This is a genomic window from Polyangium sp. 15x6 (assembly GCF_029960785.1).
In the GTDB taxonomy this organism is placed as follows: Bacteria; Myxococcota_A; Polyangia; order Polyangiales; family Polyangiaceae; genus Polyangium.
Map to the genome: position 1 here is coordinate 146,142 of NZ_JASBQE010000002.1, position 24,727 is coordinate 170,868.

Genomic DNA, 24,727 nt, shown 5'->3' on the forward strand with positions numbered 1-24,727 from the left:
ATACGGGCGGCGCGAACATCGGAGCAAGAAAACCGCCTCGATCCCCGCAGGGGCGCTCACTCACTCGCCTGGAAGGAATCGTGGCGCGCGCAGCAAGCTGCTCGTCGTCTCGCCGGTCTCGTTCGCAACCCGGGTGGTCATGTAGTACAGGCATGACGTATCGACCGTGAGCTGGTTGATGGCATCCGGCGACGTGAAGAGCTCCACCGCCTCGCCCCCGGTCTTGGGGACACGGTTCATGCTCCGCGCCTTGCCCCTGGCCCAGTACAGGTAGTCCCCGTCCTGCGCCATTCCGGCCGCGAGATCGCTGTTGGAGTCGAATGTCCACTCCTTGAGGGTCTTCGCCTCACTCCCGTCCTTCCGGGTGCGCACCAGGCGGACGGGGCTCGCGTTCGTTGCAATCCAGAAGAGGAACATCGAATCGGCGACGAAATGCGTGGTGGCGGCGCCCTCGACGAAGAGGAGCGCGCCGCCCTCCTTCGGCGTCGCGTGAAAGCCCGGCATCGACCAGAGCCCGCTGGCCGACCAGTACAGCTTGCTCTCGTCCGCGATCATGCGCGGCACCATGTCCGGCGTGAGCTCCTCGTCCTTGGCCAGGGTCTCCGGCGTGCCGCCGGATTTCGAGACCCGCCGCACGGCCTGATCTGCCGGCGTGATCCAGTATGCGAACGACGCGTCCACCGCGATCGACATCGATCCCTCCTGGTTGTCCGCGACGAGGCTCGCCCCGCTCCCGTCCTTCGAGGCGCGCATGACCCGATCGCCGTCCAGGAAATAAAGCGAATTCGCGTCCGCGACGAGGGACTCGGTCCAGCTCGACGCCGGGACCACCGTCTCGATCGCCCCGCCGGCCTTGGGCACGCGCAGCACCGCGCCGCCTGCGCCGTAATGGGTGAAATACACGTGATCGCCATCGGCGAGCAGGCCCGAGAGCCGCTCCGCGCCGCTGACGAGGACCACCGGCGCCTCGCCCGCCGTGCAGAGCGGAGCCTCGCAGACGCCCGCGTTGCATGTCCCGCCGCCGCAACACGCCGCCGACGTGCGGCACGCTTCCCCCACGGTCGCGCAGACCTCCTCGCTCCTGCGGCTCTCCGGCAGATCCGTCCGCGCCCCGCACCCGGCCCCGACAACCCCCACGGCGAGCGCCGCCGCCACCACCTTGCCGTTCGTCATGAAAGCTCCCGCGTCAAAGATCCTTGCAACATCGAACGCCGGTCGAATAATCGAAATAATCGAACGGATGGGCCCGGACCATGGAGGCACAACCATCCTTCTTCGATCGCGCGTAAAACCCGCCGACGAACGTCCCCTCCGGATCGTCGATCCACTCGTCGATGTTGCCGACCATGTCGGCGATGCCATCGCCCTCCCACCGGCTCACGCAGGCCCGCGTCTCGCCCGTCCGGCGGAGGAGCGGCTTGTCCCCGGCCTTCACCGTGTTGAGACGCGGATCGCTGTGACCGATGCTCGGATTGCCGTGCAAGAGCCCCGCGGGGTGCGCCTCGCGGAAGATGTTGCATTTGCCCGGTTCGTACGTGTCGCCATAAGGAAAGTCGCGCTCGTCCTCGCCCCGGCAAGCCGTCTGCCACTCCGCGAGCGAGCAAAGGCGCTTGCCCGCATTCTTGCAAGCGAGCGCGGCGAGCGGACCCGTGAGGTAGCCCTGGGGGATGCGGCTCTTCTTCGAGACGGCCTTCGGCTCGAAATTGCGCTGCGATTGCCACGGCGGCAGCGGCGGCAGCTCGATCGTGCGCGCCTCGACGGGCCCCACGGCGAGGCGCTCCTGCTCCCACAATTTCTGGATCGAGAGCGCCTGCTTGCGGGAGGGCACGTAATAAGGTGAAAGCTCCTGCCCCGTCTCCACGTCGACCAGGCTCGCCTCGTATCGATCGACGCAATAACTCTTCTTCACGCGCACCATCTCCGGCGGACACGTGGGCGTCGCCGGCTCGACGAGCGCAAAATCGTCGGGCCGCTCGGGAAGCGCCACGGGAGCCGAGGCGGAGGCGGGCGCAGGCGCGGCAGCGGAGGCGGGTGCGGCGGCGGAAGCGGACGGGGGCGCGTCGCCGGGCTTTTCGTCGTCGCAAGCCGTGACGAGGAGCGAGCCGAAAAGGACGATTCGGACCAGACGGTTCATTGAAATGCATGCCCCCACGGATCGCGGCCCGAGGGCTCCGGGCAGAGGTAACGTCGGACCACGATCCAGTGGTGCATCGGATAGAGGATCGTGTCTTCCTTCATCGACAAACCCATCCGGCTCGTATGCGCGCCGGGGAACGGCGTCTTCGGGTAGAACGGCACGATCCCCGAGAGCGCCTCGTACTCGTCCATGAGCCCCAGCAAATGCCCCACCTCGTGCGCGATCACCGGCAGCGACCAGCCGCTCCGCAAGGACCAAAAATACGGCGTCCGCCCGCACGTCGTCGACAGCGGCAACGTGAGATCGACCGGCACGCCCTCCCGCGCCGCCTGGTCATGCGGCAAGAAGGTGAAATCGTACCGCACCGGCAATCCATATCGCTCGGCGTCCCGGTTCCAGTACCGCTCCGCCTCCTCGGACCAGCGCGCGAGCAGCGCCTCCATGTTGCGCCGCGTCGCCGGCGCCCGGAACTCCCCCGACGAGGGACACGCCTCCGTCGTGTTCGATCGGGAAAACGGCACGCCCCGGCACACGACCTCCCCCTCGTACCGATCTTTCCCGTCGCAATCCGCGAGCCCGAGCGTCCCGCCCTCGCGCGGCAGCACCACCGCGAACGTCGCAGACACCTCCCAGCGCCCCGGCGCGCCCCCGCGCGGCCCCAGCCGTCGCACGTGGTAATGCATCGGTCCGAAAAACAGACGATAATGCGGCATGGCCCCGCGGATCGTGCGCTCGCCTTCCTCCACGTCGCCAAAAAAGACCTCCCGCGGCGACGGCGAACAGGTGTAAGCGTCCTCCGCGAGGGTCGTCGAGAGTACGTCCCGGAACGTCGCGCGCGCTTCCGCGCCGAGCCCCGGCGTCATCGACGCGAGCTCGAGCGCGACGTCGTCCGTCGGCAAATAACGCGCGTCGAACCGCGACGCGACGCATCCCGACGCGAAGGTCGCGCCGAGGGCGACGAAGGCTGCGACGTGGGCCAGCATCGCCCCTTCCCTTCCGGCACTTTTCCTTGCTTCGCCCCTTCGCATCGGGCTACCAACATGGCTCCCGAGGGCGCTGCTCGGCAATCCGGATCCGGACGACGAGCACGCACGTAGGTGGGAAACCCCAGCACCCCGGGGGGAGACGATACATGGCGGGGGGGAGGTTTCGCACGAAGCGCTCGATGTCGCGACTTCCTCGGGGTGCCTACTCAGAAAAGAACCGCTTGGAACGGAGATTGACCATGAACATGAACAAGATGATGGCGTCGCTTGCGGTGGGCGGGATGATCGCGGGTCTCGCGGCGTGTGGCGGCAGCCAGGCGCAGCCCGAGAACGCCGACAGCAAGGCGGGCGCCGAGTCGGGCGCGCAGGCCTCGTGCAGCGGTCAGAAGACCGACGGCGCGGCGCACTCCTGCAAGGCCGGCGCCTGCAGCGGCAAGAAGGAAGGCGAGGCCGCGCCGGCCGACGGCGCCGCCCCCGCTCCGGCCGACGCGCCGAAGTGATTCGAGCGGCCCCCCGCGCCGCTTGAGCCCGAAGGGCCGCCGTTTCCACCCCAGGGTGGCGCGAGCGGCCCTTCGTCTTTAGACCGCTTCTTCGGAGACACCGCGATGACCGCACCCGCCCGCATGCGCCTCGGCCTCCCCGACCTCGGGATCGGCGTGGGCCTGCGCCTGCCGCACTACGAGGAGATCTTCGAGACCCGGCCCAAGGTCGACTGGTTCGAGATCATCAGCGAGAACTTCCTCGTCCCCGGCGGCGTGCCGCTCGCGAACCTCGACCGCGCCCTCGCCCACTACCCCGTGATCCAGCACGGCGTCACGCTCTCGATCGGCGGCACGACCCCGCTCGACTTCGAGTTCCTCCGTGATCTCCGGACGCTGCTCCGCCGAACGAAATCTCCGTGGGTGAGTGATCACCTCTGCTGGACCGGCACCGCCACGCTGAACACGCACGACCTCTTGCCCCTGCCCTACACCGCCGAGGTCATCCGCCACGTGGCCGCCCGCGCCCGCATCGTTCAGGACACGCTGGAGGTGCCGCTCGTCCTGGAGAACGTGTCGAGCTACCTCACGTACACGTCGAGCGACATGACCGAGTGGGACTTTCTCACCGCCGTCGTCGAAGAGGCGAACTGCGGGATCCTGCTCGACGTCAACAACATCTACGTCTCGTCGGAAAACCACGGCTTCGACCCGCGCGCGTACGTCGACGCCGTCCCGGCCGAGCGCGTCGTGCAGATCCACCTCGCCGGCCACACGAACTACGGCGACTACATCATCGACACGCACTCGGGCCCGGTGATCGATCCGGTCTGGGACCTCTACCGCCAGGCGATTCGCCGCGTCGGTCCGGTCTCCACGCTGATCGAGTGGGACGAGGACATCCCGCCGCTCGCCACGCTCCTCGCCGAGGCAGAGCGGGCGCGCGTCGTCCGCGAGGAGGCCCTGTCCCATGCGAAATGATCTCGCCTCGGTGCAAGCGTTCCTCGCGAGCGTGATCCCCGGCCACGCGCCGATCCCCGACGAACCGGCCCTCGCAGAGACGGCGGCGCGGTTCGTCACGGGAAACGGTCGCCTCACGCCGGCCGCGCAGGTCGACATCTACCGACGCCAGTTCTGGCTCCGCCACCGCGAGATCCTGCGCGACGATTTTCCCGCGCTCGCGCGTCTGCTCGGCGAGGACAAGTGGAACGCGTTCTGCCGCGACTTCCTCGGCGTCCATCCTCCTGCGCACGCCGCGTTCGAGAAGTTGATCGAGCCCGTGCCGCGCTTCGCCGAGACATGGACCGGCCTCGAAACGCAAGCCGAGCGCACGTTCGCCGCGGACCTCGCGCGCTACGAGATCGCGCTCCTCGAGGTGCGTACGGGCCCCGACGCGCCGCCGCTCGATCCGCAGATGCTCGCGCGTCTGCCCGAGGACGCCTGGGAGCGCGCGCGGATCGTGCTGCACCCCGCGATGCGACGGCTCTCGTTCGCCTACCCCGTGCACCGCCTCCGCAAGGCGTGGCTCGTCTCCGGCGAGCCGGCCGTCTTCCCCGACGCACCCTCGCCCGCGCACATCGCGCTCTACCGCAACCGCGAGCTCGTCACGCACTTCGAGGAGCTCGAGCCCGAGGCCGCCACGCTGCTCGACCTCCTCGCCGAGGGTGTGCCGCTCGTGCCTGCGCTGGGCCGCCTCGCCGAGCCCTTGCCCGAGGATCGACAGGCCCACGTGGCGGCGAGCGTCGGGCGCTGGTTTCAGCAGTGGACGGCCCTCGGCATCGTGGCTTCGGTCGACCTCCCCTCATCTTCGTAGTTGCAGAGAACCCCGACCATCGGACACGTTAGGAGCCACGTGCGGGGGGAAACGTGCCGATGAGGGAGAGCGTCCACCAGAAGACCCTCGACATCCGCACCCGCGGGCGGGGTCTCTACGACGTCACGAGCGCGGTCGCGGCCGTGCTCGACGACGCGGGCATCACGATCGGCCTCTGCTCGCTCTTCCTCCAGCACACCTCGGCGAGCCTCGTCGTGCAGGAGAACGCCGATCCGGCCGTGCTCCGCGATCTCGATCGCTGGATGGCGCGCGTCGCGCCCGACGGCGCCGGCTACGAGCACGACGCCGAGGGCCCGGACGACATGCCCGCGCACATCCGCGCGGCCATCACGAGCACGAGCCTCACGATCCCGGTCACCGCGGGCAAGCTCGCGCTCGGCACCTGGCAAGCCATCTACGTCTGGGAGCACCGAACGAGCCCGCACACGAGGCGCCTCGTGATCACCTTGCTCGGCGCCTCCGGAGGCCCATGAACGCACGTACTTCGATCTTCGCCCGCGCCCTTTTCGTCCTTCCTTTGGCCCTCGCGTTCGCCGCGACGCTCGTCTCCGCCTGCGCCGGCAGCCTGCCGACGAGCCTCGAAGACGGCCGCTTTCAGACGTGCGAGACGAACGAAGACTGCGCCGCGCGCGACGCCGGGGTCGGGGGCGGGATCTGCTGGAACCTGCGCTGCGTGCAGTGCCGCTACGACACGGACTGCGCCGCGGGCTCGTACTGCGCCGACAACCTCTGCAAGACGCTCGATCCGAAGCCGGCCGAGGAGAAGGACCCGACGGACCAGAACGCGAAGAACATCGACGAGTGCATCAAGGCCTGCACCGACAAGGAGTGCATCGACACGTGCAACGCGCGTTTCCCCGACGCGAAGAAGAAGCGGAGGGGGCGATGACGCTCGTCGAGACGGCCAAGGGCATCCTCGACACGGCACGCATCAGCGTGCCCACGGTCGTCGACGCGGCGATGGGACGTCTCGACGCCGAGACGTGCGACGAGCGGCTCGCGTGGTGGTCGCGCAAGCTCTTCGCGGACGCGGAGGTCAGCCTCGTCGTGCGCGGGCGCGAGCACCTCGGCGATGGACGCGAGACGTTCATCGTGATGTCGAACCACCAGAGCCTCTACGACATCCCGGCGCTCTACCGCGCGATCCCGGATCGAAGGCTGCGCATGGTGGCGAAGGCGGAGCTCTTCGACGTGCCGGTCTGGGGCCACGCGATGAAGGCCGCGGGGTTCGTCCGCGTCGAGCGCGGCAACCGCACGCAGGCCGTCGATGCGCTGCGCACGTCGAGCAGCATCCTGGAGGAAGGCTCGCTGCTCTGGATCGCGCCCGAGGGGACACGCAGCGCGACGGGGATCGTGGGGAGTTTCAAGAGCGGAGGGTTTCACCTGGCGCTCGAGACGGGCCACCGCATCTTGCCGGTGGCGATCGACGGCACGCGCGACGTGCTGCCGGCGCGTGGGACGATCGTACGCAAGGGCAAACGCGTGGTCGTGACGATCCTGCCGCCGATCGATCCGAAGGCGTACGGCAAGGAGCACCGCAAGGAGCTCACGGTCGCGGTGCACGACGCGATCGTCGAGGCGATGAGCCGCTAGGGCTGCGTCTGCGCGGTCTTCTGCGGGCTCGGGCTCGGGCCTCCGGCGTTCTTCTCCGGGCGCAGGCGCCAGGGGTTCACGGCGTGGCGGCCGGATCCCTTGGGCAGCGCCTCGCCGTCCTTGGGCGCGGGCGCGCGCTCGGCGAGCAGCCATCGGAAGAACGCGTCGGCCCACGCGGCGCCGCCGGGGTTATCGGGGTGGATCCCGTCGGGTTGCCGCGAGATCGGGCCGGCGACCGCGTCCGAGTCGAAGAAGCGGCAGGGCGAGATGTGCTTGCGGAAGACCTCGATGATGCCCGTGTCCTTGCGCCAGAGCGGCGGCGAGACCCACACGCACGGCCTGTCTCCGACGATCTTGACCAGCCGCTCGACCGCGTCCGCGCGCGCGGCGGGATCGGTCAACGTCACCTCGTTCGCGCCGAGGTTGATGATCACGAGATCCGGGTGGTAGTCGCCGACGAGCTTCGCGAGCTTGAGGTGCCAGCTCGTCGTGTACGAGGCCTGCTCGGAGCGGACCTCGTAGAGCGCGCCGACGGCCTTCATCTTGGGCCGAAGCGCCTGTGAAAAGCCGGCCATGAGGAACGAGTCGCCGATGTGCAGGACCACGGTGCGAGGCTCGATCGGCGGCGCCGCTTCGGGTTTGACTGCCGATCCACCGGAAGCAGGAACCGCAGCCTCGGCGCTGGAAGCAGGAGACGCAGCGTCGACCTCTCCAGAAGTCCCTGCGGGAGGCGTGGGGGGCAGAGGAAGGGCCGCATCGCGGCCCGACCGGAGCCCATCACCGCTGGCAACGTGCGTGGTGCTTGCTGGCGTGGCAGGCTGCGCGTCCGGAGGCGCTGCGGAGGCGCACGCGCCAACGAGGGAAAGAAGCGTGGGCGCGAGGATCGGAGCGAAGCTCGAAGAGCGCATCGGAGGTCTCAGGGCTCCGCACTCTACGGCACACTTCGTCCGAGCCGCAAAGAAACGGCCCGCCTCGGGCGGGCGTGCACTAGGATATTCGAGGGCATGAATTTCAGGCTGTTCGGCATCGACGTCGAGGTCCAGGCGAGCTTCTGGTTCAGCACAGTGCTGCTCGGCATCAGCTTCGTGGACCTGTCGCGCGGCCCCGCCGGGCTCGTGCCGCTCGCCTTGTGGGCGTTCGTCGTGCTCGTGAGCGTCCTCATGCACGAGTTCGGGCACGCCCTGGCGATCCGACGGTACCGCATCCAGCCGGAGATCACGCTCTTCCTCATGGGCGGGGTGACCCGCTGGCAGCAGGTCCTCCCGCTCCGGCGCATCGATCACATCTTCATCAGCCTGGCCGGTCCCCTCGCTGGATTTGCCTTCGCGGGCCCGTTCCTCGCGCTCGATTACTGGCTCGACCACCACGCGTCGACCGAGATCGTCGCGCGTGTCCCCTCGCTCGTCCGCTCCACGATCACCCTCTTCATCTACGTGAACGTGCGCTGGGGGCTCATCAACCTCCTGCCCGTCCTGCCGCTCGACGGCGGACACGTGCTCGAGCACGCGCTCGGCCCGCGGCGCGTCCGCCTCGTGGCGGGGCTGTCGATGCTCGCGGGCTTCGCCGTGGCGCTCTACGGCCTCCGCACGCACAACATGTTGCTGGCCATGATGTTCGGCATGCTCGCGTTCCAGAGCCTGCGCCGCATGCAGATGCTCGGCCCCGGCGAGGCCGAGGAGGATCCGCGGCCGCACGCGCCGGCGCCGGACACGGAGCCCGCGCTCTCGGGCGAGCAGCTCTCGCTCCTGCTTCGCGCTCGCCAGGCGGTCGCGGACGAGGACCTCGGCCGCGCGCGGAGCCTCGTCCAGGAAATTTTCTCGTACGAGCAGCGCACGGGCGAGCCGCTCCCGCCGCGCGCGCGCCGCGAGGCGTTCGAGGTGCTCGGCTGGGTCGCGCTCGTGAGCGACCACGTCGACGAGGCGGCGCAACGCGTGGCCGAGGCGCGCAAGCTCGGCGAGGTCGATCCGGCGCTCGTGGGCGCGGTGCACTTCGCCAAGCGCGAGCTCAACGCGGCGAGGCGCGTGCTCGAAGCCGCGCGCGCGGCCGGCGACGATCGCAAGGAGATCGTCGGCCCGCTCGTGCAGATCCTCCTCGAGCAGGGCGAGGTCGCGCGCGCCGCGGCGATCGCCTACGACATCGTCGACTCGCTCAGCGAGGACGACGCGCGCAAGATGGCGAAGCTCGCCTTCGAGGGCCGCGCGTTCGACTGGTCGGCGCGCCTCTCGGAGGCCGTCTTCGAGCGGCAGAAGAGCGCCGAGGACGCCTACGAGGCGGCGCGCGCGCACGCGCAGGACGGCGCCTACGAGCGCGCGCTCGACATGCTGCGCAAGGCCGTCGAGGCCGGCTTCAGCGACCGAGGCCGCGTCTGGTCGGACAAAGCGCTCGAAGCGCTGCGCACGCGAAGCGGGCTCGAAGCCGTCGTCCCGCGTCCGTAAAACTCCCCTCCCCCGCTGGCGGGAGAGGGGCTCGGGGTGAGGGTCTCACCGCCCCGTCGAACCGTACCCGCCTTCGCCTCGCGCCGTCTCGTCGAGCGACTCCACGACGACGAGCTCGGCGCGCGCCACGGGACAGATCACGAGCTGCGCGATCCTCTCCCCGCGCCGCACGACGAACGGCGCGTCGCCGTGGTTCACGAGCAGCACCATCAGCTCGCCGCGGTAGTCCGGATCGATCGTCCCGGGCGCGTTCAGCACCGTGATCCCGTGCTTCAACGCGAGCCCCGAGCGCGGCCGCACCTGCCCCTCGTAGCCCTCGGGGATGGCGACACGCACGCCCGTCGGCACGAGCTTGCGCTGCCCGGGGCCGATCGAGACGTCCTCGACCACCGCGGCGCACAGATCGAGGCCCACGGCGCCTGCGGACTGATACGCCGGCAGCGGCACGTCCGCGCCGCCCACGCGCACGCACGCGATGCGCACGGATGCTCCGTGGGTCACTTCTTCTTCTTCGACAGCAGATCGCCGAGCGTCCCGAACCCGCGCGGCTCGGGCTTCTTCGCGGCGCCTTGCGGGGCCTTCTTGCCGTCGGCCTTGGGTTTGTCCGTCCCGGCCTCGGCCGCTTCGGCGCCGCCTTGATCCTTGAACTTCTCGAACGAGCTGCGCTCCTCGTCGCGCGCGACCGCGGACACCGACAGGCGGATCTTGCCCTCCTGATCGATGTTCACGATCTTCGTCTCGACCTCCTGGCCGACGGTGAAGTGCTTCTTCAGGTCGGCGCCGCGCGGCGTGCCGGTCTCCGCGGTGGGGATGAGCCCGCGGCCGCTGCGGCCCTGAGTGCCTGCAATCTGCACGAACACGCCGTAGCGCTCGACGCCGGTGACGCTGCCCTTGACGCGCGCGCCCTCGACGAGGACGGGGGCCTGGCCCTTGGCGCCAAGGCCGATGGAGGTGGTGAGCGCCTCACCTTCCGCGTTGCGGATGAAGAGGGGGCTCAAGCGGACCTGGCCGGTGCCGCGATCGATGGCGGCGACGGTGGCGCTGACCTTGTTGCCGACGGCGACGAGCAACTTGCCGTCGGGATCGGTGAGGTCGATCCGTTCGAAGTAGCCCTCTTGCTTGCCGCCGAGATCAGCGAACACGGCGTTCTGGGCGACGACGACGATGGTCACTTCGACCTTGTCGCCCACATGGAAGCGGCGTCGCTCCTGGCGACCGCCGCCCGCTTGCTCGAACAGGGCCCCGAAGGACTCCGACGTTTCCCGGCGCTCGGACATGGTGGACCGCCTCTTAGCGCGGCTGCGCCGGGAAGGCGAGGGAACGGATGCGGAGGCGAGGCGCGAAGGTGAGCGCGGCGACGGGCGTGAGCGCGGAGGCGGAGGCGGGAGAGGGTGGACGGAGGGAAGGATCGTTTCCTGCTTGTCGCAGACGGGCCGGATCGTGCTAGGGTGCCGCCCGCGATGCGCCGGAGGGAGTTCTCGCCGGAACGTCCAGGGTCGATAGCTCAGTCGGTAGAGCTGCGGGCTTTTAACCCGTAGGTCCAGGGTTCGAGTCCCTGTCGACCCACCTAATAGTACGATACAATACAATTTCGTAAGTACGCGGAATTGTTGAGAAAACCGGCGCTCAATACCCTCTCCCCGGGGCGACCTAACAGAGGTCGTCTCGAACCGCTCCCGCCTCGGGAGAGGGCCATGCGACGACGCCACGGTAACAGCGCGGTAACGCTCCGAGGGCCCTTCTGGGCCTCATCCCTCCCCCTCCGCGCCCTCACGGCCATGCCCTCACCACGGGGCCGAGCCACGGTCGTCGTCCTCCAGGAAGACGGCTGATGGCCCAGCTCCATCCTCCACTCGTCCTCGATGACGCTCGGTCCCCTCGACCCGAGCGGGCGCCGACGTGTGTCCATCGTCCGTCCGTCGGCACGGACGATCCATGGTCGGGTGTCCATGGTCGGGCGGCTCGGGTGTTTGGGTGAGACCAACGAGTCCCTTTCACCATACCATTAAGCAATTAATCATTAAACAATTACCTAGTTTCCTATCGCAATAACTGCAAACTGACTGACGAGTCAGTCACAAGGAAAGTTACATGGTCATGTCGATTTTGCTTGACATATACTCAGTATAATTTGACATGTAGCCGTGTGGGCTAGCGAGGTGTCCGCGCTCGGGTAGAGTGCCCCGGCCATGGGTGACCCCTCCCCCTTCAGCGTCAACATCCCCATCAAGGGGTTCAGCAAGCTGTTCGACATCCTCAAGAGCTACTTCGGCACGAAGCTGATTCGTCCCACCGCGGAGGCCGAAGCCCACGCGAAGCTCCTTACTGCGCAAACGGACGCCCAGGTGAAACCCCTCCTCGCGCAAACGGACGCCCAGGTGAGGCTCATCGCGGTTCAGGCCGAGCTTGCGGAGAGGAAAGCGCGGCTCCAGGGCGAACACGAGCTTCGGGCCCTCGAAGAGGAGCTTCGAGCGAAGGCCCTTCCTGCCCCTGTCGAAGACATCATCGACGTCATGTGGGAACCGGCTGCTGCCGAGATCGTGGTCGATACTCCTCAACAGAAGCCCTTCGAGCACGTCGAGCAGAAGCGATTCCGGAACATCAAGCAGGTGACGGCACACGCCATGAGGGCTCTCCCCGAGCACCAGGAAGTTTCGGACGAGCCCGTCGACCCCGATTGGACTGCAAGATTCTTCGACAACGTGAAGGACGTGTCGAACGAGGACATGCAGAAGCTTTGGGCCCAGCTCCTTGCGGGCGAGATTGCTCAGCCTGGCAGGTTCTCTCTGCGTACCCTGGAGACGCTGCGGAACCTCACCTCTGCGGAGGCGCAGCTCTTCCATCGCTACCTGACCTTTTGCGACGACAGCGGACAGATATTCCTTCCAGGCGACGATGTACTGCCGGCGCGCTGCGGGATGCACCACTCTGAGATGTTGCAGCTCGTGGACTGCGGCCTGCTGCTTCCAGAGAAGGATTTCATGTTCGGAAACACCGAGGGCGCGGAGCTACGCATTCGTTATCGAGGGAAGATTCTCCGTATCTACGGCTCGGGATCGCAGAAGAGAATCCTACCCAAGTTCTGGGGTGGTGTGGCTTTCACTCTGACTGGAGCCGGGCGCGAATTGGGCAACTTGCAAGTTCCACCCGTGGACGAGCGTTACCTCCGCGCCCTCATCGATTCAGCGGCGGCCGTCGAGCTGAAGGGCGAATACGTCGACGCTCCCGCCACGCCTCCTGCGACAGGTTCGCCCACGTCTACCTGAGCCCACGCGCAAGGACGTGGCTCCTCTCCACGTGGGCCGGTAGTGGGCGATGCTCTTCCTAGCTCGACTGCCCGTGCGGGGCGGCCTCTGACGCGGGGGCCACGTCGGGCTCCTGGCCGATGAGGTAGCTGTCCTTGCTCTCAAGCACTCTCTTCGCCGGGATTGCACTGTCGGAGCCATGTTCTGTTTGGCGCCAGAGCACGTGCTCACCTGTCATACCGGCCACTACCAAGATGCGCCCATGCTGCTTGAAGCGCCAAACCTGGCCCTTCTTGATCTCCTTCGGTTTCTGCGCGGCAGCCAAGCGAGCCTCTTTCGCGAGAAGCCGTTCGTACGCCGCGTCAGCGAGGCTCTCGGCCCGTTCAGCGACCACGGCCGCTGGCTCCTGGGCGCTCGACGTGGTCAAGCCCGTCAACGCCGACACGAAACACTCGTACCACCTGGGATCGACAATCATCTTGCATCCTCCAATCTGAAGGAGCCGGTAGCGCGTCCCCCATCAACGAGCAAGGATCATTCGATCGGGTGCGGGATGTGGAAAAGATGGGGGCGCGGGGCTCGGTCGGTCGAAGGAACACCGGCTTGTTCTCTTGGCCCGGCCCGCCCAGGTGATGGGCCGGGCTCTCGTCGTTCAGATGTCGGTGTCCAGGTCGACGCCGTCTCTCTTCGCGATTGCCAAGCCCTTCTCCAGATCCTCGGCAAGACACGTCTTGTCTGCCAGCCTTCGAGCGATCTCCGCGTGACCCTCGTCTTGCCTCAGCCGAGACGCCGCGAGGATGTCGTCATCGGCGCAGCCCGCACACCATACGATGTAGACCCTCCGAAGATCCTCCGGGTCGAGGCCCTGGAGCCAGTGCCACAGAGCGTAATCATGCGGGCGCTGGGCTTTCCAGGCGTCCGGATCACTGCGAAATCTGATCGATTCCATCGCTTCGCGAACCACGTCGGCTGAATTCCGAAGGGGGTATGGCCCCTTCAGGTTGGCGTCGTACTCCTCGGCTCGCCTCGTCGCGAGCACGATGGTGTGCCGGAGGATCGCCACGATCCGCGTCTCGTGTCCCTTGCCCATCGACCATGACCTCCTGGGCCGCGTCCCCTGGACTGGCCCGCATCGAGCGCGAGACCTTCTCCCGCCCGTACAGAGGTCATGCCGCGGTCGATCGGCATCCCGCGACGATTTTCAAAAAAGGTAGGACAGGTGCCCACACGAGGAGCCGGTGACGGCAACCCGGGTTGCGGCGGCGTCCGAGTCCAGACGCCGAGCTGGTTCCCGCGAAGGTTCCCGCGGTTCCCGCCGGTTCCCAAGCCGCGGGAACCAAGAATCCTCTGCGATTACAGGCACTTCCGAGTCAGGTTCCCGCGGTTCCCACTTTTTGAGAGGTATAGATACGTACGTGAGGCTCGAAAAATCGTTGGGGGCCTGGAGAGACTTTCTCGGAGAGGGGTCCGAACGTGTCTCTACCCTCCCGAAAGCGGGAACCGCGGGAACCGAACCCGCAAGTGCATGATATGAAAGGTGATTCTCGGTTCCCACCCTCTGGGAACCGACGGGAACCCGTGGGAACCGTCCGGGAACGCGGGGTCAGTCGGCGGCGCGCCTCCCGCAGCGACACCGCTGTGCAGCCGTCTCCGTGAACTGGTAACTGGGCTGCATGACCGTTGGCACGTTGGGGCAGAGCCCCAGCGGCTTGCCCAACGCGATGCCGCTGAGTGACGTCATGAGATAGCTGAGCACCACCTCGTCGTCGGCGCCGGGCGCAAAGGTGAGTTCGAAGCTCTCGCCTGTCGGACGTACGAACGTCATGCCGCGCCGAACTTGCATCATGCCCACCTGGAACCGAACGCTTCCGCACGTGCATCCGCTGACCCGCACCACCGCAATCGTGGTCCTGAAGCCGTCACGCTCCACGACAAGGGTCTCTTCACGGCCAACCTTCCACCCGGCCTCGACAAGCATCTCGCGTACCCGTCGGCGCCAGGCCGTCAGCTCTGCATCTCGCACGCATCACCTCCGCCCCCCTGGCTTACCACGGGAGCCGCCTCGATGAGCTTCGCCCCGCTGGTCGTACGATTTTTCGTCGACCCGTGAACCACATCACCAAAACCTCGCGATAGTTCTCTTGTGAAATCGCTCGGGGAGAAAGGAGGCCGTCATGGGCCGCCACGATCCCCTGAGCAAGTCCAAGCCCGTCGTCCCCGTCGACGACGACGTCCACACCCGTATCCGCGTTCTCAGCGCGCAGAAGAACGTGACGATGAAGCTCATCGTCCGCGAAATGCTCGACCTCTACGAGGCGCACCTCGCCACGGCGCAGCAGGCCACCTCGACCCCCTGAAACGCGAAGACCCGCCGGGCAGGGCGGGTCCTCGTGTGCTCCCACGTAGGAGATTTGCTTCAATGAATTCTACACCGGAAACGCAGAATGTCGAGGATGTCGCCGTGGGTGATGCTCCCGAGGCCCCGAAGTCGCGACTCATTCGCTTCTCCATGGGTCTGTCGAAGGAGACGTCCTCCTGGACGATGACGGCCCCCATGAGCTTCGAGGAGATGTCGAAGCTCTTCGAGGGGGCCAAGCCCGCCACGAAGTCGAAGGACGACCTCCCCGGTTGGTGCGCCGGTCATCTCACGGGTGCGCGAAACAAGGGCAACGCCACCGGTTCGGACGTGCTCGTCGTCGAGTACGATCAGCACGAGCTCGTCAAGACGGGCGAGCTGGACGACCGCGGCCGTGCGGTCCGCGAGAAGCGCCTTCTTCCCGAGGAGCGCCGTACGAGCATGGACACGGCCCTCTCCCGCTGGGATGGCGTCGAGCGCTTCCTCGTCACCTCGTTCTCCCACACCCCCGAGGTGCCGCGATTCCGGGTCGTTCTCGCCCTCTCCCGCCGCGTGAACCCCCAGGAATTCGATTGTCTCATCCATTGGGCTCTGCACAAGCTCATGGACGCGGGCGACACGGTGGACACGAGCTGCAAGGACATCTCGCGCCTGTGGTTCGTCCCGTGCATCCCCCCGTCGGGGCACTTCAACCACAGGTACGTCGCGGGGAATTCCCTCGATGTGGATTTGATCCTCAAGAGCATTCCCACGGCAACCCCCAAAAAGTCCGAAGGGTTCGCCGCCGATTCGCGGATCGGGGAACGCATCGAGGAAATCAAGCATCGGGTCGACTTCGAGGACGTGCTTCGCGCGGACGGCATCCCCTTCTCCATCAAGGGATCGCATCGCGTCTACAACCTCCGCGGTGAGCGCACCCCGAGCGCCGTCTACTTCGAGGACGGGCACATCTACGATTTCGGATCGTCGGAAGTCTGGGACGTCATCTCCTACTGGCGCGAGCGTCACGCGAACGACGATTTCAAGCGGACCCTCGACGACCTCTCGGAGCGTGCCGGCTTGCCCGCGTTTTCGTGGAAGCTCGCGTCCAAGCCGCGCAAGGTGGACCCCACGCCCATCATCGCGGCTCTCCCGGCCGAGCTGCCGGACACGGGGCGCATGGGCGTCCTCGCACCTGCTCTCAAGGCGATTTCGACGCAAGACGCGCTCGACCAAAAGACCTTCATCGACGCGCTTTTGGCGAAGTTTCCGAAGAAGGTCACCCGAAAGGACGTCGAGCGCGCTCTCCGCGAAATCGCCGACACGGACGAGCAGGAGAACGAGACGAGCGACGGGACGTACGAGCTGCGGGACGGCGCCCTCTACCACGGGGATACGAAGCTCGTGAACGGCAACATCGAGGTCATCGAGGCCGTGCGTCACGACGACGGGGCGGAGACGCGTGACTATTTCCGTGTCCGTGCGACGACGGAGAGCGGAACCGTCCTCCCCGAGTTCGAGGTCCCCATGGGGGAGTTCGACCTCATGTCTTGGCTCACCCCCAAGACGTTCGGCAATCTCCGCGTGGAGCCCGGGAAGACGACCCGAGATCGTCTTCGCCACGCCATTCTCACGCGCTCGTCCTTCGGGCAGAGCGTGACCTACGGCGACTACGGCTGGCGCCTCATCGACGGTCGTCACGTGTTCATTCACGCGGACGGCGCCATCGGGACCGATGCCCCCATCCGCGTCGAGCCACCGAGCGAGAAGCTCCGGAAGTACACCCTCTCGCCCATCGATGCGCGAAAGGGTCTCGACCCCAAGCAGGCGCTCCGTCTCGCCATCTACGAGTCTCTGGAGTTCTTGAGGGTCGGCAAGTCGACCATCACCCATCCGCTCTACGCGAGCATCTGGCACGCCCCCGTGCTCGATGTGCTCCCCCACCGTTCGGCCGTGACCATCATCGGGGAGACCGGCTCCTTGAAGTCGAGCCTCTCCTTCGAGGCCCAGCGTCATTTCGGCTCCGGGTTCCTCACGATTCGCGATTTCGTTGCGAACTTCGAGAGCACGTCGACGGCCATGGAGATCATGGGCCACTCGCTCCACAACATGCTGCTCGTGGTCGACGATGCATGGCCGAAGGCGGGCCGCGAGGGCGACAAGCAGCGGGACCTGTGCCGTCGGATGATTCACACGTACGGGAACGGCTCGTCGCGGGAACGTGCCACCCCCGACGTCAAGCTCCGGGCCTCGCGGGAAATCCGCTCCGTCCTGTGGCTGACGGCGGAGACTGACCTCGCGTCCGCATCCGAGGGCGCGAGCACGGCAAACCGCGCCCTCAAGATTCACGTGCAGAAGGGGGACATCGACGGGAAGAAGCTCGCGTCTCTCCAGCTCTCGAAAAACCCCCATGCCGTCACGAGGGCCTACATTCAGTGGCTCGCGGACAATCCTTCGTGGCGGACGACGCTCCCCAATCGCCATCGCGACACCCTCTTCGAGCTGCGGGAGCTGGCCGCCAAGGGACAGATTCAGGCCCGCCAGCCCGAGGTTCTCGCGTCCCTTATCGTCGCGATGGGATCCTTCTTGGAGTTCTGCGTCGCAGTCGAGGCCATCACCCAGGAATCGGCGGACAAGATCCTCGCCGAGACGCGAGCGGCCCTCATCGAGGTGGCCTCGGAGCAGACGGAAATCAGCAAGGCCACGTCTCCCGTCGCCCGCTACATGAGGCTCATCAAGTCGGCCCTCAACACGGGCCGGGCTCGTATCCGGCTTCCCGAGGAGCCCCTCAAGTCCGAGCCCGGGTGTGCGGACATCGGGTGGGCGGAGTCCACGGGCACGCACGTCTGTCTCCAGCCCGAGGCGATGCACTCCCTGCTTGTCTCCACGGACAGCGAGAAGGCGGGCATCGCGCCTCTCCGCGACGTCTACCAGCAGATGGTGAGCGAGCTGGGGGCCACGCTGCCTACCGCAAGCGAGAAGGGCCGCACGGGCGTCAAGAGGGACCGCGGCGGCGTCAAGCAGAGGGTCATCGAGATCCCCATCGAGCACTTCGAGGGCGTCCGTCTGCCTGACCGCGATGCGTCCCCGTCGACGGACGAGGTGAACCCCCAGGTGGCGCGGAAGACGAACGAAGACCTCACGCCATACCTGGACCCCCTCCGCGCCCGAGTCGAACCCCAAGGTGAGGATCGCGTAAAGCTCATCCCCCTCAACAATGCAGACCTTGGGGCGGCGGAATACCCTCTTGGGTATGCCGAGTTCCGGGCCATCTACGCAGTCGAGAACGACACCGTCTCGCTCATCGAGCAGGACGGCATGTATCTGCCGATGAGGCGCGCGGTTCACTGACCCCCAAGAACCCACCAGGCCCCCCGGCATCCCCGTCCCGCGCGACACGGGCGTCGATGCCGAGGGCCTGACCCCCCAAGATGCAAATCGTCATGGGGCCGGTTGATCGGGTGGGAGCGGCGCTTGTAGAGGCCGACAGACTCACCCCGAGGCCCCTTCGTTTACGTTCCGCCGTCACTGTAACCCATAATCCTTTTGTGCCTCGGAGAAGGGTGTAACGAGCGAAAGAATCGTAACGCCCCGGTGTAGGAGAGGGACATGGCGAAGCAGACCAAGCAGACCAAGAAGAAGACGAACCCCAACCTGGAGGCCGTGTTCGCCGTGGCCAGGGATATCGGCCTGTACGACCGCCTGATCGCGGCCTACCAGGCGGATCGGCAGCGCCCCATCGCGCTCCGATACGATATCCCTGGGACGGGCGTCCATGTGCCGCACTCTGACGCCGCCTCGGAGCACGGCCGCACCTGGGCGGGGATGATCCGGTTCTACGTGGCCCAGGTCGAGACCCGGTGCCCACGTCTGCGGTGTGATGGGCGTCGCCTGCTTGGGGACGTGTGCTCGAAGTGCGGACACCAGATGTCGCCCCTCGCCGTGCCACCGCCGGAGTGGTGACCATGGACGACCAGCCCCCCAAGAACAAGACCAGGTCCCTCCTCATCCACGTGTCGGAGGAGGAATACCGTAGGTTCGCGGTCGGTCGAGCTGAAAAAGGGGTCAAGACGGCGGAGTACCTGACGTATCTGCTCGATCTGGCTGATAGGCGCGACGACGATCCGTCCTGACCCCCAAGACCAATACCAAAAAACGAAGAGGGCCCCGGATGCACCACCGCTCCGGGGCCCTCTTCGTTTTGATAGTCCTTCTATACGGCACCTCTACTGACACCGGAGAGTTTCGTCCCGGTGTCAGAGGGGAACCATGAAGAAGTACATCGCGGCGATCATCGCGGCTCTGACGCTCACCTTCACGGCTTGCGTCGGGGAGCCGGAAACCGAGACGGAGTGCGCCGTCGCCATCTACCCGGGGGCGCATACTCAGGGGTGCATCACGTGCGGGGAGATGATCTGGTCGGGCGGGGATCCCGCCGACCTCTGCCCGGACGCGGTGGTGCCGTACGACGACCTCATGACGTGCTTCTACAACGAGGCGGTCGTGGGGTGCCCGTACGAGTGGGGCGTCCGATTGGAACTGGCGTGCTTGACCAATATCGGCAAGGCGCCGAACTGCTGGCCGTTCTACCAGGCGTGCCGTGGCCCTTCGGGGGAGGAGGAGTGATCATGGCGATCAAGTTTTCCCGCGGCGAGGAGGGCGAGTTCGTCGTCACCGACTCGGCAACGGGTGAGACGAGGATCTACGTGGATCGAGACGCGTGGCTCGCCGATGCTCTCGGCGAGGTGCTTCGCGCGACGGAGCGGATTGACGCGGGCCTCGTTCGCCTCGAAAAGAGCTACGCCCGCAGCTCCTCGGCGGCGGACGACGACGTCGAGGTCCCCACGTGGCCGTGATCAAGAACCCCCAGCTCGCCGAAGAGCTGCGTCGGACGGTCGAGACGTGCGGGATCCGAGATACCGCACGGGCATTTCACGTGTCGATCCCCCAGCTCAAGGCGCTCCTCAAGTCCGAGGAGTTCGAGCCGGAGCAGCTCCGGCTCGCGGTCGCGCTCGGGCTCCTGGAGCTGTGGGAGGAGTAGCTTCGTGAGCTACGCCGGATACAAGATCCTTCGACGACGGGCGACGTTCTGGATCGCCCGCCGTCGAACCAAGACGGCGATCCACCAGATCGGCCCCGCCCGATCTCTGCGCGAGATCCAGGCGGAGATCGACCGACGAAATGCTGAACTCCCATGGGAGGAGCTGATCGAGCAATGAACCCCAAGGAGCAAGCTCGGGCCCGAGCCTTCGTCGCCGCCGTCGTGGCGGAGCCCGTCGGGCCCGGCCTCGTTTCCCGTGTTCGCGAGCGACAGGAGGCGATCCTCAGCCGTGGCACGCGCGGGAAATGGGGGTCGCTCCCTGCTGAGGAGATCACCCGTATCTTCGACCAGCTCGGCGGGGTCGCCTCTGCGGCCAGGCATCTCGGCGTGAGGCATACGACGCTCCATCGCTGGAGACGAGCGGCGAGGATGCCGCTCGCAGCCTGGACGCTGGCGATCGATCTGATCGCATCGGGGGCACGGCCGATCCGAAAAAACCTGCACAATCGCCGCACCGGACACACCCGATGATCGGTGTAGTGGACGAGTCCCGGCGATCGACAACAAAGGGGCGGCGGGGCGTCGACCTCGACATTTCGGTCGAGCGACACCCCGCCGTTTTTCTTGGGGGGATGTATACTGTGAGCAACGTGAACGAACTTCTCCTCGAAGGTGGCGCCCGATTCAGCGTCGATCACTGGGAGGAACAGGATGACTTCGTCGACGTGATCGTCATCGGCGCGGTCGACGAGGGAACGGTGCAACCCGCGACGCTCACGCTCCGCGAGGGAGACACCGAGCGTCAGCTTCGTGGAGTCGCTAGGGCCATCTCCGTCGAGGACCGTGATGACGAGACCACGAGGACGCTCGTGGAATTGCATGGGGTCGTCGTCGTGCCGCGTGGATGACTTGGGAAAGCGAAAACCCGTAAGATTCACGGGTTTCGTGGCCGGTGTAACCGGCCATCATGACGACCATCAAGAGAATTTCTCTCGCCGCCGCCATTCTCCTCGCCGCCTGTACGACCCCTCCTCCGTCGACCGAGTGCGCCACCGGGTCGGGTGTCTCCTCGTCCTCGGCTGGCGGCGGTGACGCTGGAATGGGCGGGGCTGGCGGCTCCGAGCCGTGCATCGAGTGTACGAGCTGTTCCGATGGCAAGCTGAACGGCATGGAGACGGACGCCGACTGCGGCGGGAGCTGGAACGGGATGCCGTGGGGCGATTGCCCCCGCTGCCAGCTCGGGCAGGGCTGCTACTTCCCGAGCGATTGCGCGAGCGGGTACTGCGAGGCCGACCAGCCCGGCTCGTATGGGGCCTGCACGGAGCGTCCCGAGTGCTTGACGTGTCGTCAGTCGCTCTCTCTGCACGAGCAGGAAGAGCACTGCTCCGAGGACGACGCCATCGAGTATCAGGCGCTCATCGAGTGCGCCTGCGACGCGGATTCCTTCTACGAGATCCCCGAGTGCGCCGACTTCTGCGACGGCCTCCCTGCGACTTCTGCATGCTCGCAAGCCCTCGCGGCCGAATTCAGCGGCGGCTGTCACCTTCAGTTCGAGGCTTGCATGCAGTGACCGCCAACGGCCGGGGGAGGTGCTCTCCCCCGGCCGCGGTCTTCATCCGTTAAGCCGCGATGCGCAGCCGGAGGCGGGAGCCGTCCCCGCCAGACGGCCCGCCGTACTGAAACAGAACCCACGTCACGACCAGCAGCGTGATCTGCACACCGCTCTGCACACCCATCCAGAAGATCTCGATCGCGTTCATCCTGGTCCCTTCTTGCCTCGGAGAGGAACTCCCCTCTCGTCGGCCCATAGGTCGAGGATGCCCAGCTCGATCTACGCCCGAGAGGGTGATGCAAAAATAAGTAGGACACGCCCCCACACGTGAGAGATCACGCAAGAATCTACTTGTTCTCGGTGTACCTGTAGGAGGCATGACCGACATGATCTTCAACGAGACTTTCGCGGCGCCGCGAAACTCGACCGACGACCCCAGGGAAGAGCCGAAGCCCACCCCCGCGCCCCAGCCTGCCCCCGACGAGCTGCCGAACGGCCCGCCCATCAAGGGCTGAGCACCCGCCCATGCTCCCGCTCCTCCAGGGAGCCGCCTACGCCGGGCGGCTCCTCTTCCTCGTCGCCGCCTGGAGGTTCCCCCGCCTGCGGACCTACCTCCTCTCGTCGTTCGCCGCCGAGCTGGTCAGGCTCCCGCTCCCGAGCCTCCTCGGAGGCCCCCCGCCGTTCACCGGCGCCGACAAGCTGTTGTTCTTGATGGACGGCGCGCTCTTCACCGTCGGCCCCGTCCTGCTCGGATGGGCCGTCGGGCTGTGGAAGCCCTTGGCGGGCTTCTGGGCGACCGTGATGGTGGGAGTGGCGTCGGCGTACCCGCGCGTCCGGGGAGACGCCCTGGTGACGCTCTACGTAGCGGAGCACGTGACGATGCACGCGGCCCTCGTCGGGACGTGCATCGTCATGGCGGTGAAGGAGAGGGAGAGGCGGGGGCGGGAGGACAAGGCGCTCCTCGTCCTCGCCCTACTTGGCTTGACGGGGGCAGTCCTCGCGCTCGCATGCCCCGACGACTGGGCCGTCGTCACGGTGGCCAACGCGAGCGCGTATGCGCTCCTCGGCGGCTTGTGCCTCTTCTGCGAGGGCGGCGATGGCACTCAGAAGGGCGATCTCTGACTGGCGTAGAAGCCGGTCATGCCGGCGCCGAAGCCTCCAGGATCGAAAACCATCGGCGATAGAGAACCCGAGCCATCCGAGCCCCACGGCACACAGCCCCAGCAGAATGGCCACGGCATAGCTCACGGCTCCCCCGCATGATCATCACTGCTTCCGTACGCCCCGTGGAGGCACCGACACGGGGGGTGGGGTGTCCTCGTCCATTCCCACCCCCGGGAGGGTGCCGTTCCTCGCGATCTTCGCGACACGGGAGTCGATCTTGTCGATCCGCTTGTCGAAGATGTCTTCCTTGAGGGCCGCGACGGCATTGTCGATCTTGGCCGAGATACGCCCCTCGGTTTGGGCGAGGTCGGCCGAGAATCGAGTCTCTGATCCGGTGATGGCCTCGCGCATCGAGTCGCGGATCCCGCTCATCATGTCGGGGATCTTGATCATCGTGGCCGTGGTGGCCTCGATGAGGGCCGTCTCCTTGGCTTTCTTGTCGATGTACGCCTGAGCGACCTTCGGCAGAAGAGCCTCCATGGCCTTCTTGATCGAGTATCCGATGAGGATGACGATCGACCCGAAGACGCCCAGCTCTTTGATGTTCGCGTTGAGGAAGGCCCAGATGTCCATGCGTCCCCTTCAATCGACCCCGATTTGCGAACCGGCGAGCCGCGTGTACGTCACGCGCCCCCAGAGGTAGATCGTACCCGCAAGGGCGTTCGCGCCGTACTCGGGCGATAGCCGCACGAAGTACCGGTATGCCGTGGTGTCGACCACCTCGTTGATGCTCGACGCCGAAATCGTGTGCGCCGTGTCGTACGACCCGCCCCCGGGGTCCGACGCGATAGCGATGAGCGAACCCGCGGAAGAAAACTCACCCCAGCGGTAGACTTCCAGCACGGGGAAGTTCGCGGGCGGAGACCCACCGTGGGCCGGCGGGTCGATTTTCACGACGACGCTATCGAGCCGGCATCCGTTGGGGAGGTTCAATGGTATCACGAGCTTCGCGGAGTTCGTAGCCGACAGGTTCACCCACGTCGAATCGATCTGCCCCTCCCATGCCGTCACGGGGCAGTGCGGCGTGTTCGCGAGGTATCTCGTCACCGTGACATCGGCAGACAACCGATAGGACGGCGCCGTCGTGAATCCGTAGAACCGGGCCTCCGCGGGGTCGTCGTAGAGTTCGAGCACGGTGACGCCGAGCGCGCTCAGGATCAGCGGAGGCGTGCCCGATTCGATGAAATTCGCCGAGAGGTTCTCGAAGGCCGCCCCCCCAGCAACGTCGCGAATAACGATCGTGCTCGGCGTTGGGAGCGACGTCGCGTTGTCGAGCTTCCCCTTGTCGGCGGCGGCCATGAAACCGGCCGTCGCACCCGTGGCCGCCGAATGGAGCGAGCCCCCCGAGAGATTCCCGTGGTTCGCGTCGCCGATGACGCCGACCTGGATCGAGTTGGGGTTGACGACGATCGAACCATCGGCCGCCACGACGTTGTAGCCGCCGCCCGAAAATACGAGCCCCGCCCCGGCGCTCGCAGGGTCGACAACGCCGCCCGAGGTGCGGATCACCTCATTGATTTTGGTGATCCACCCGAAGGAGGCAGAGCCCTCGGTCTTCTCGTCGAATGCGAGGACGCGCTGGCCCGTTGCCCCCGTCAGCACGTAGACGCCGAACGTCGTCGCCCATTCCTCGACGTACCGACCGTTCACGTCGCGCTGGTTGTTGATGATCGACCGGAAGATGAGCGCCGCTCCGTCGGAGTCTGCGGGAGCCGTGAACGTCGCGGTCTTGGTGACGTGGTTGATCGACAGGCTTGCGTTGATGGTCGCAGCGTCGTGGAGGTCATCCGTGTTGATGGCCGCGATCGACCACGTGGTGACGCCCGCGAGGTCGGCGAGCTGGATCGTGACCGTGGCGCCACCAACCACGTCGACCCCGTCGACCGTGCTGTTGCCGTCGACCGTGCAAATCGGGGATGCCATGAA

Annotated in this window: 32 protein-coding genes and 1 tRNA gene; 21 read left to right on the plus strand and 12 right to left on the minus strand. The window is 66.6% G+C overall.

Features of this window, described 5'->3' with window-relative positions; all coding sequences use genetic code 11:
• Window positions 1–60: 60 nt before the first annotated feature.
• Genes QHF83_RS02075 through QHF83_RS02085 form a run of 3 tightly spaced genes read right to left on the minus strand, consistent with a single transcriptional unit; the run spans window position 61 to window position 3,120 of the window.
• Window positions 61–1,173 carry an EB domain-containing protein gene (locus QHF83_RS02075; protein ID WP_282416041.1) on the minus strand — a complete coding sequence of 371 codons (1,113 nt, stop codon included), beginning with the start codon at window positions 1,171–1,173 and terminating at the stop codon, window positions 61–63.
• A gap of 13 nt (window positions 1,174–1,186) precedes the next feature.
• Window positions 1,187–2,134: an SUMF1/EgtB/PvdO family nonheme iron enzyme gene (locus tag QHF83_RS02080; protein ID WP_282416042.1), complete on the minus strand. Its 948-nt coding sequence runs from the start codon at window positions 2,132–2,134 to the stop codon at window positions 1,187–1,189.
• Window positions 2,131–3,120 (minus strand): hypothetical protein, encoded by a 990-nt coding sequence (locus tag QHF83_RS02085; RefSeq protein WP_282416043.1) that lies wholly within the window; start codon window positions 3,118–3,120, stop codon window positions 2,131–2,133. The genes QHF83_RS02080 and QHF83_RS02085 overlap by 4 nt, the downstream gene beginning before the upstream one ends.
• Window positions 3,121–3,362: 242 nt before the next feature.
• Here QHF83_RS02085 and QHF83_RS02090 point away from each other — a divergent pair, with 242 nt between their 5' ends.
• The 6 genes from QHF83_RS02090 to QHF83_RS02115 all read left to right on the plus strand — a co-directional run bounded on the left by QHF83_RS02090 (window position 3,363) and on the right by QHF83_RS02115 (window position 7,029).
• Window positions 3,363–3,623 carry a hypothetical protein gene (locus QHF83_RS02090; RefSeq protein WP_282416044.1) on the plus strand — a complete coding sequence of 87 codons (261 nt, stop codon included), beginning with the start codon at window positions 3,363–3,365 and terminating at the stop codon, window positions 3,621–3,623.
• Between the two features lie 105 nt (window positions 3,624–3,728).
• Window positions 3,729–4,583, plus strand: coding sequence for a DUF692 domain-containing protein (locus tag QHF83_RS02095; RefSeq protein WP_282416045.1), 855 nt, complete (start codon window positions 3,729–3,731; stop codon window positions 4,581–4,583).
• On the plus strand, window positions 4,573–5,415 hold the full coding sequence (locus tag QHF83_RS02100; protein ID WP_282416046.1) for a DNA-binding domain-containing protein: 843 nt from the start codon (window positions 4,573–4,575) through the stop codon (window positions 5,413–5,415). The genes QHF83_RS02095 and QHF83_RS02100 overlap by 11 nt, the downstream gene beginning before the upstream one ends.
• 59 nt (window positions 5,416–5,474) lie before the next feature.
• Complete coding sequence (locus QHF83_RS02105) at window positions 5,475–5,909, plus strand: secondary thiamine-phosphate synthase enzyme YjbQ (RefSeq protein WP_282416047.1); 435 nt, start codon at window positions 5,475–5,477, stop codon at window positions 5,907–5,909.
• Window positions 5,906–6,325, plus strand: coding sequence for a hypothetical protein (locus QHF83_RS02110; RefSeq protein ID WP_282416048.1), 420 nt, complete (start codon window positions 5,906–5,908; stop codon window positions 6,323–6,325). Before QHF83_RS02105 ends, QHF83_RS02110 begins: the two co-directional genes overlap by 4 nt.
• Window positions 6,322–7,029 carry a lysophospholipid acyltransferase family protein gene (locus QHF83_RS02115; RefSeq protein ID WP_282416049.1) on the plus strand — a complete coding sequence of 236 codons (708 nt, stop codon included), beginning with the start codon at window positions 6,322–6,324 and terminating at the stop codon, window positions 7,027–7,029. The genes QHF83_RS02110 and QHF83_RS02115 overlap by 4 nt, the downstream gene beginning before the upstream one ends.
• Here the strand turns inward: QHF83_RS02115 and QHF83_RS02120 are convergent.
• Window positions 7,026–7,634 (minus strand): SGNH/GDSL hydrolase family protein, encoded by a 609-nt coding sequence (locus QHF83_RS02120; RefSeq protein WP_282416050.1) that lies wholly within the window; start codon window positions 7,632–7,634, stop codon window positions 7,026–7,028. The genes QHF83_RS02115 and QHF83_RS02120 overlap by 4 nt on opposite strands.
• Window positions 7,635–8,033: 399 nt before the next feature.
• Between QHF83_RS02120 and QHF83_RS02125 the strand changes: the two genes are divergently transcribed.
• Window positions 8,034–9,464 carry a site-2 protease family protein gene (locus QHF83_RS02125; RefSeq protein WP_282416051.1) on the plus strand — a complete coding sequence of 477 codons (1,431 nt, stop codon included), beginning with the start codon at window positions 8,034–8,036 and terminating at the stop codon, window positions 9,462–9,464.
• A gap of 45 nt (window positions 9,465–9,509) precedes the next feature.
• On the opposite strand, the gene dut is transcribed toward QHF83_RS02125, so the two are convergent.
• Both dut and QHF83_RS02135 read right to left on the minus strand, forming a co-directional pair.
• Window positions 9,510–9,947 (minus strand): dUTP diphosphatase, encoded by a 438-nt coding sequence (gene dut, locus QHF83_RS02130; protein ID WP_348980420.1) that lies wholly within the window; start codon window positions 9,945–9,947, stop codon window positions 9,510–9,512.
• 14 nt (window positions 9,948–9,961) lie between these two features.
• A complete protein-coding gene (locus QHF83_RS02135; RefSeq protein WP_282416053.1) occupies window positions 9,962–10,741 on the minus strand; it encodes a S1 RNA-binding domain-containing protein in 780 nt (259 codons plus the stop codon).
• A 216-nt stretch (window positions 10,742–10,957) separates the two neighbouring features.
• Between QHF83_RS02135 and QHF83_RS02140 the strand changes: the two genes are divergently transcribed.
• Together QHF83_RS02140 and QHF83_RS02145 are read left to right on the plus strand one after the other, a co-directional pair.
• Window positions 10,958–11,030: transfer RNA gene (locus QHF83_RS02140), tRNA-Lys, on the plus strand.
• Between the two features lie 623 nt (window positions 11,031–11,653).
• Window positions 11,654–12,730 carry a DUF2806 domain-containing protein gene (locus tag QHF83_RS02145; protein WP_282416054.1) on the plus strand — a complete coding sequence of 359 codons (1,077 nt, stop codon included), beginning with the start codon at window positions 11,654–11,656 and terminating at the stop codon, window positions 12,728–12,730.
• Window positions 12,731–12,788: 58 nt separating this feature from the next.
• On the opposite strand, the gene QHF83_RS02150 is transcribed toward QHF83_RS02145, so the two are convergent.
• The 3 genes from QHF83_RS02150 to QHF83_RS02160 form a co-directional block, all read right to left on the minus strand.
• Window positions 12,789–13,187 (minus strand): hypothetical protein, encoded by a 399-nt coding sequence (locus tag QHF83_RS02150; RefSeq protein ID WP_282416055.1) that lies wholly within the window; start codon window positions 13,185–13,187, stop codon window positions 12,789–12,791.
• A 174-nt stretch (window positions 13,188–13,361) separates the two neighbouring features.
• On the minus strand, window positions 13,362–13,799 hold the full coding sequence (locus QHF83_RS02155; protein WP_282416056.1) for a hypothetical protein: 438 nt from the start codon (window positions 13,797–13,799) through the stop codon (window positions 13,362–13,364).
• Between the two features lie 513 nt (window positions 13,800–14,312).
• The gene (locus tag QHF83_RS02160; RefSeq protein WP_282416057.1) at window positions 14,313–14,687 is read right to left on the minus strand and encodes a hypothetical protein; all 375 of its coding nucleotides are present in this window, start codon (window positions 14,685–14,687) and stop codon (window positions 14,313–14,315) included.
• A 196-nt stretch (window positions 14,688–14,883) separates the two neighbouring features.
• On the opposite strand from QHF83_RS02160, the gene QHF83_RS02165 reads away from it, so the two are divergent.
• From QHF83_RS02165 to QHF83_RS02210, 10 genes are all read left to right on the plus strand, one after another.
• On the plus strand, window positions 14,884–15,066 hold the full coding sequence (locus tag QHF83_RS02165) for a hypothetical protein (RefSeq protein WP_282416058.1): 183 nt from the start codon (window positions 14,884–14,886) through the stop codon (window positions 15,064–15,066).
• 62 nt (window positions 15,067–15,128) lie between these two features.
• On the plus strand, window positions 15,129–18,395 hold the full coding sequence (locus QHF83_RS02170) for a hypothetical protein (protein WP_282416059.1): 3,267 nt from the start codon (window positions 15,129–15,131) through the stop codon (window positions 18,393–18,395).
• 258 nt (window positions 18,396–18,653) lie between these two features.
• Window positions 18,654–19,007 carry a hypothetical protein gene (locus tag QHF83_RS02175; RefSeq protein WP_282416060.1) on the plus strand — a complete coding sequence of 118 codons (354 nt, stop codon included), beginning with the start codon at window positions 18,654–18,656 and terminating at the stop codon, window positions 19,005–19,007.
• A gap of 2 nt (window positions 19,008–19,009) precedes the next feature.
• Window positions 19,010–19,177, plus strand: coding sequence for a hypothetical protein (locus QHF83_RS02180; RefSeq protein WP_282416061.1), 168 nt, complete (start codon window positions 19,010–19,012; stop codon window positions 19,175–19,177).
• A 136-nt stretch (window positions 19,178–19,313) separates the two neighbouring features.
• Complete coding sequence (locus tag QHF83_RS02185; protein ID WP_282416062.1) at window positions 19,314–19,670, plus strand: hypothetical protein; 357 nt, start codon at window positions 19,314–19,316, stop codon at window positions 19,668–19,670.
• Between the two features lie 2 nt (window positions 19,671–19,672).
• Complete coding sequence (locus tag QHF83_RS02190; RefSeq protein ID WP_282416063.1) at window positions 19,673–19,900, plus strand: hypothetical protein; 228 nt, start codon at window positions 19,673–19,675, stop codon at window positions 19,898–19,900.
• Window positions 19,897–20,085: a hypothetical protein gene (locus QHF83_RS02195; RefSeq protein WP_282416064.1), complete on the plus strand. Its 189-nt coding sequence runs from the start codon at window positions 19,897–19,899 to the stop codon at window positions 20,083–20,085. The genes QHF83_RS02190 and QHF83_RS02195 overlap by 4 nt, the downstream gene beginning before the upstream one ends.
• 4 nt (window positions 20,086–20,089) lie before the next feature.
• On the plus strand, window positions 20,090–20,263 hold the full coding sequence (locus tag QHF83_RS02200) for a hypothetical protein (protein ID WP_282416065.1): 174 nt from the start codon (window positions 20,090–20,092) through the stop codon (window positions 20,261–20,263).
• Window positions 20,264–20,612: 349 nt separating this feature from the next.
• Window positions 20,613–20,993 carry a hypothetical protein gene (locus QHF83_RS02205; protein WP_282416066.1) on the plus strand — a complete coding sequence of 127 codons (381 nt, stop codon included), beginning with the start codon at window positions 20,613–20,615 and terminating at the stop codon, window positions 20,991–20,993.
• 59 nt (window positions 20,994–21,052) lie between these two features.
• Window positions 21,053–21,655: a hypothetical protein gene (locus QHF83_RS02210; protein ID WP_282416067.1), complete on the plus strand. Its 603-nt coding sequence runs from the start codon at window positions 21,053–21,055 to the stop codon at window positions 21,653–21,655.
• Window positions 21,656–21,704: 49 nt separating this feature from the next.
• On the opposite strand, the gene QHF83_RS02215 is transcribed toward QHF83_RS02210, so the two are convergent.
• Complete coding sequence (locus QHF83_RS02215; RefSeq protein ID WP_282416068.1) at window positions 21,705–21,845, minus strand: hypothetical protein; 141 nt, start codon at window positions 21,843–21,845, stop codon at window positions 21,705–21,707.
• A 169-nt stretch (window positions 21,846–22,014) separates the two neighbouring features.
• Here QHF83_RS02215 and QHF83_RS02220 point away from each other — a divergent pair, with 169 nt between their 5' ends.
• Both QHF83_RS02220 and QHF83_RS02225 read left to right on the plus strand, forming a co-directional pair.
• Window positions 22,015–22,152, plus strand: a complete 138-nt coding sequence (locus QHF83_RS02220) for a hypothetical protein (RefSeq protein ID WP_282416069.1) — start codon at window positions 22,015–22,017, stop codon at window positions 22,150–22,152.
• Between the two features lie 10 nt (window positions 22,153–22,162).
• Entirely contained in the window at window positions 22,163–22,759 is a 597-nt protein-coding gene (locus tag QHF83_RS02225) for a hypothetical protein (RefSeq protein WP_282416070.1), read from the plus strand.
• 144 nt (window positions 22,760–22,903) lie between these two features.
• On the opposite strand, the gene QHF83_RS02230 is transcribed toward QHF83_RS02225, so the two are convergent.
• Both QHF83_RS02230 and QHF83_RS02235 read right to left on the minus strand, forming a co-directional pair.
• A complete protein-coding gene (locus QHF83_RS02230; RefSeq protein ID WP_282416071.1) occupies window positions 22,904–23,374 on the minus strand; it encodes a hypothetical protein in 471 nt (156 codons plus the stop codon).
• Window positions 23,375–23,383: 9 nt separating this feature from the next.
• The gene (locus tag QHF83_RS02235) at window positions 23,384–24,724 is read right to left on the minus strand and encodes a hypothetical protein (protein ID WP_282416072.1); all 1,341 of its coding nucleotides are present in this window, start codon (window positions 24,722–24,724) and stop codon (window positions 23,384–23,386) included.
• Window positions 24,725–24,727 lie beyond the last annotated feature (3 nt).

Coding starts and splice junctions, on each gene's coding strand:
- QHF83_RS02075 (WP_282416041.1), bottom strand. CDS start 1,173: ATGACGAACGGCAAGGTGGTGGCGGCGGCGCTCGCCGTGGGGGTTGTC.
- QHF83_RS02080 (WP_282416042.1), bottom strand. CDS start 2,134: ATGAACCGTCTGGTCCGAATCGTCCTTTTCGGCTCGCTCCTCGTCACG.
- QHF83_RS02085 (WP_282416043.1), bottom strand. CDS start 3,120: ATGCTGGCCCACGTCGCAGCCTTCGTCGCCCTCGGCGCGACCTTCGCG.
- QHF83_RS02090 (WP_282416044.1), top strand. CDS start 3,363: ATGAACATGAACAAGATGATGGCGTCGCTTGCGGTGGGCGGGATGATC.
- QHF83_RS02095 (WP_282416045.1), top strand. CDS start 3,729: ATGACCGCACCCGCCCGCATGCGCCTCGGCCTCCCCGACCTCGGGATC.
- QHF83_RS02100 (WP_282416046.1), top strand. CDS start 4,573: ATGCGAAATGATCTCGCCTCGGTGCAAGCGTTCCTCGCGAGCGTGATC.
- QHF83_RS02105 (WP_282416047.1), top strand. CDS start 5,475: ATGAGGGAGAGCGTCCACCAGAAGACCCTCGACATCCGCACCCGCGGG.
- QHF83_RS02110 (WP_282416048.1), top strand. CDS start 5,906: ATGAACGCACGTACTTCGATCTTCGCCCGCGCCCTTTTCGTCCTTCCT.
- QHF83_RS02115 (WP_282416049.1), top strand. CDS start 6,322: ATGACGCTCGTCGAGACGGCCAAGGGCATCCTCGACACGGCACGCATC.
- QHF83_RS02125 (WP_282416051.1), top strand. CDS start 8,034: ATGAATTTCAGGCTGTTCGGCATCGACGTCGAGGTCCAGGCGAGCTTC.
- QHF83_RS02135 (WP_282416053.1), bottom strand. CDS start 10,741: ATGTCCGAGCGCCGGGAAACGTCGGAGTCCTTCGGGGCCCTGTTCGAG.
- QHF83_RS02145 (WP_282416054.1), top strand. CDS start 11,654: ATGGGTGACCCCTCCCCCTTCAGCGTCAACATCCCCATCAAGGGGTTC.
- QHF83_RS02150 (WP_282416055.1), bottom strand. CDS start 13,187: ATGATTGTCGATCCCAGGTGGTACGAGTGTTTCGTGTCGGCGTTGACG.
- QHF83_RS02155 (WP_282416056.1), bottom strand. CDS start 13,799: ATGGGCAAGGGACACGAGACGCGGATCGTGGCGATCCTCCGGCACACC.
- QHF83_RS02160 (WP_282416057.1), bottom strand. CDS start 14,687: ATGCTTGTCGAGGCCGGGTGGAAGGTTGGCCGTGAAGAGACCCTTGTC.
- QHF83_RS02165 (WP_282416058.1), top strand. CDS start 14,884: ATGGGCCGCCACGATCCCCTGAGCAAGTCCAAGCCCGTCGTCCCCGTC.
- QHF83_RS02170 (WP_282416059.1), top strand. CDS start 15,129: ATGAATTCTACACCGGAAACGCAGAATGTCGAGGATGTCGCCGTGGGT.
- QHF83_RS02175 (WP_282416060.1), top strand. CDS start 18,654: ATGGCGAAGCAGACCAAGCAGACCAAGAAGAAGACGAACCCCAACCTG.
- QHF83_RS02180 (WP_282416061.1), top strand. CDS start 19,010: ATGGACGACCAGCCCCCCAAGAACAAGACCAGGTCCCTCCTCATCCAC.
- QHF83_RS02185 (WP_282416062.1), top strand. CDS start 19,314: ATGAAGAAGTACATCGCGGCGATCATCGCGGCTCTGACGCTCACCTTC.
- QHF83_RS02190 (WP_282416063.1), top strand. CDS start 19,673: ATGGCGATCAAGTTTTCCCGCGGCGAGGAGGGCGAGTTCGTCGTCACC.
- QHF83_RS02205 (WP_282416066.1), top strand. CDS start 20,613: ATGATCGGTGTAGTGGACGAGTCCCGGCGATCGACAACAAAGGGGCGG.
- QHF83_RS02210 (WP_282416067.1), top strand. CDS start 21,053: ATGACGACCATCAAGAGAATTTCTCTCGCCGCCGCCATTCTCCTCGCC.
- QHF83_RS02215 (WP_282416068.1), bottom strand. CDS start 21,845: ATGAACGCGATCGAGATCTTCTGGATGGGTGTGCAGAGCGGTGTGCAG.
- QHF83_RS02220 (WP_282416069.1), top strand. CDS start 22,015: ATGACCGACATGATCTTCAACGAGACTTTCGCGGCGCCGCGAAACTCG.
- QHF83_RS02225 (WP_282416070.1), top strand. CDS start 22,163: ATGCTCCCGCTCCTCCAGGGAGCCGCCTACGCCGGGCGGCTCCTCTTC.
- QHF83_RS02230 (WP_282416071.1), bottom strand. CDS start 23,374: ATGGACATCTGGGCCTTCCTCAACGCGAACATCAAAGAGCTGGGCGTC.
- QHF83_RS02235 (WP_282416072.1), bottom strand. CDS start 24,724: ATGGCATCCCCGATTTGCACGGTCGACGGCAACAGCACGGTCGACGGG.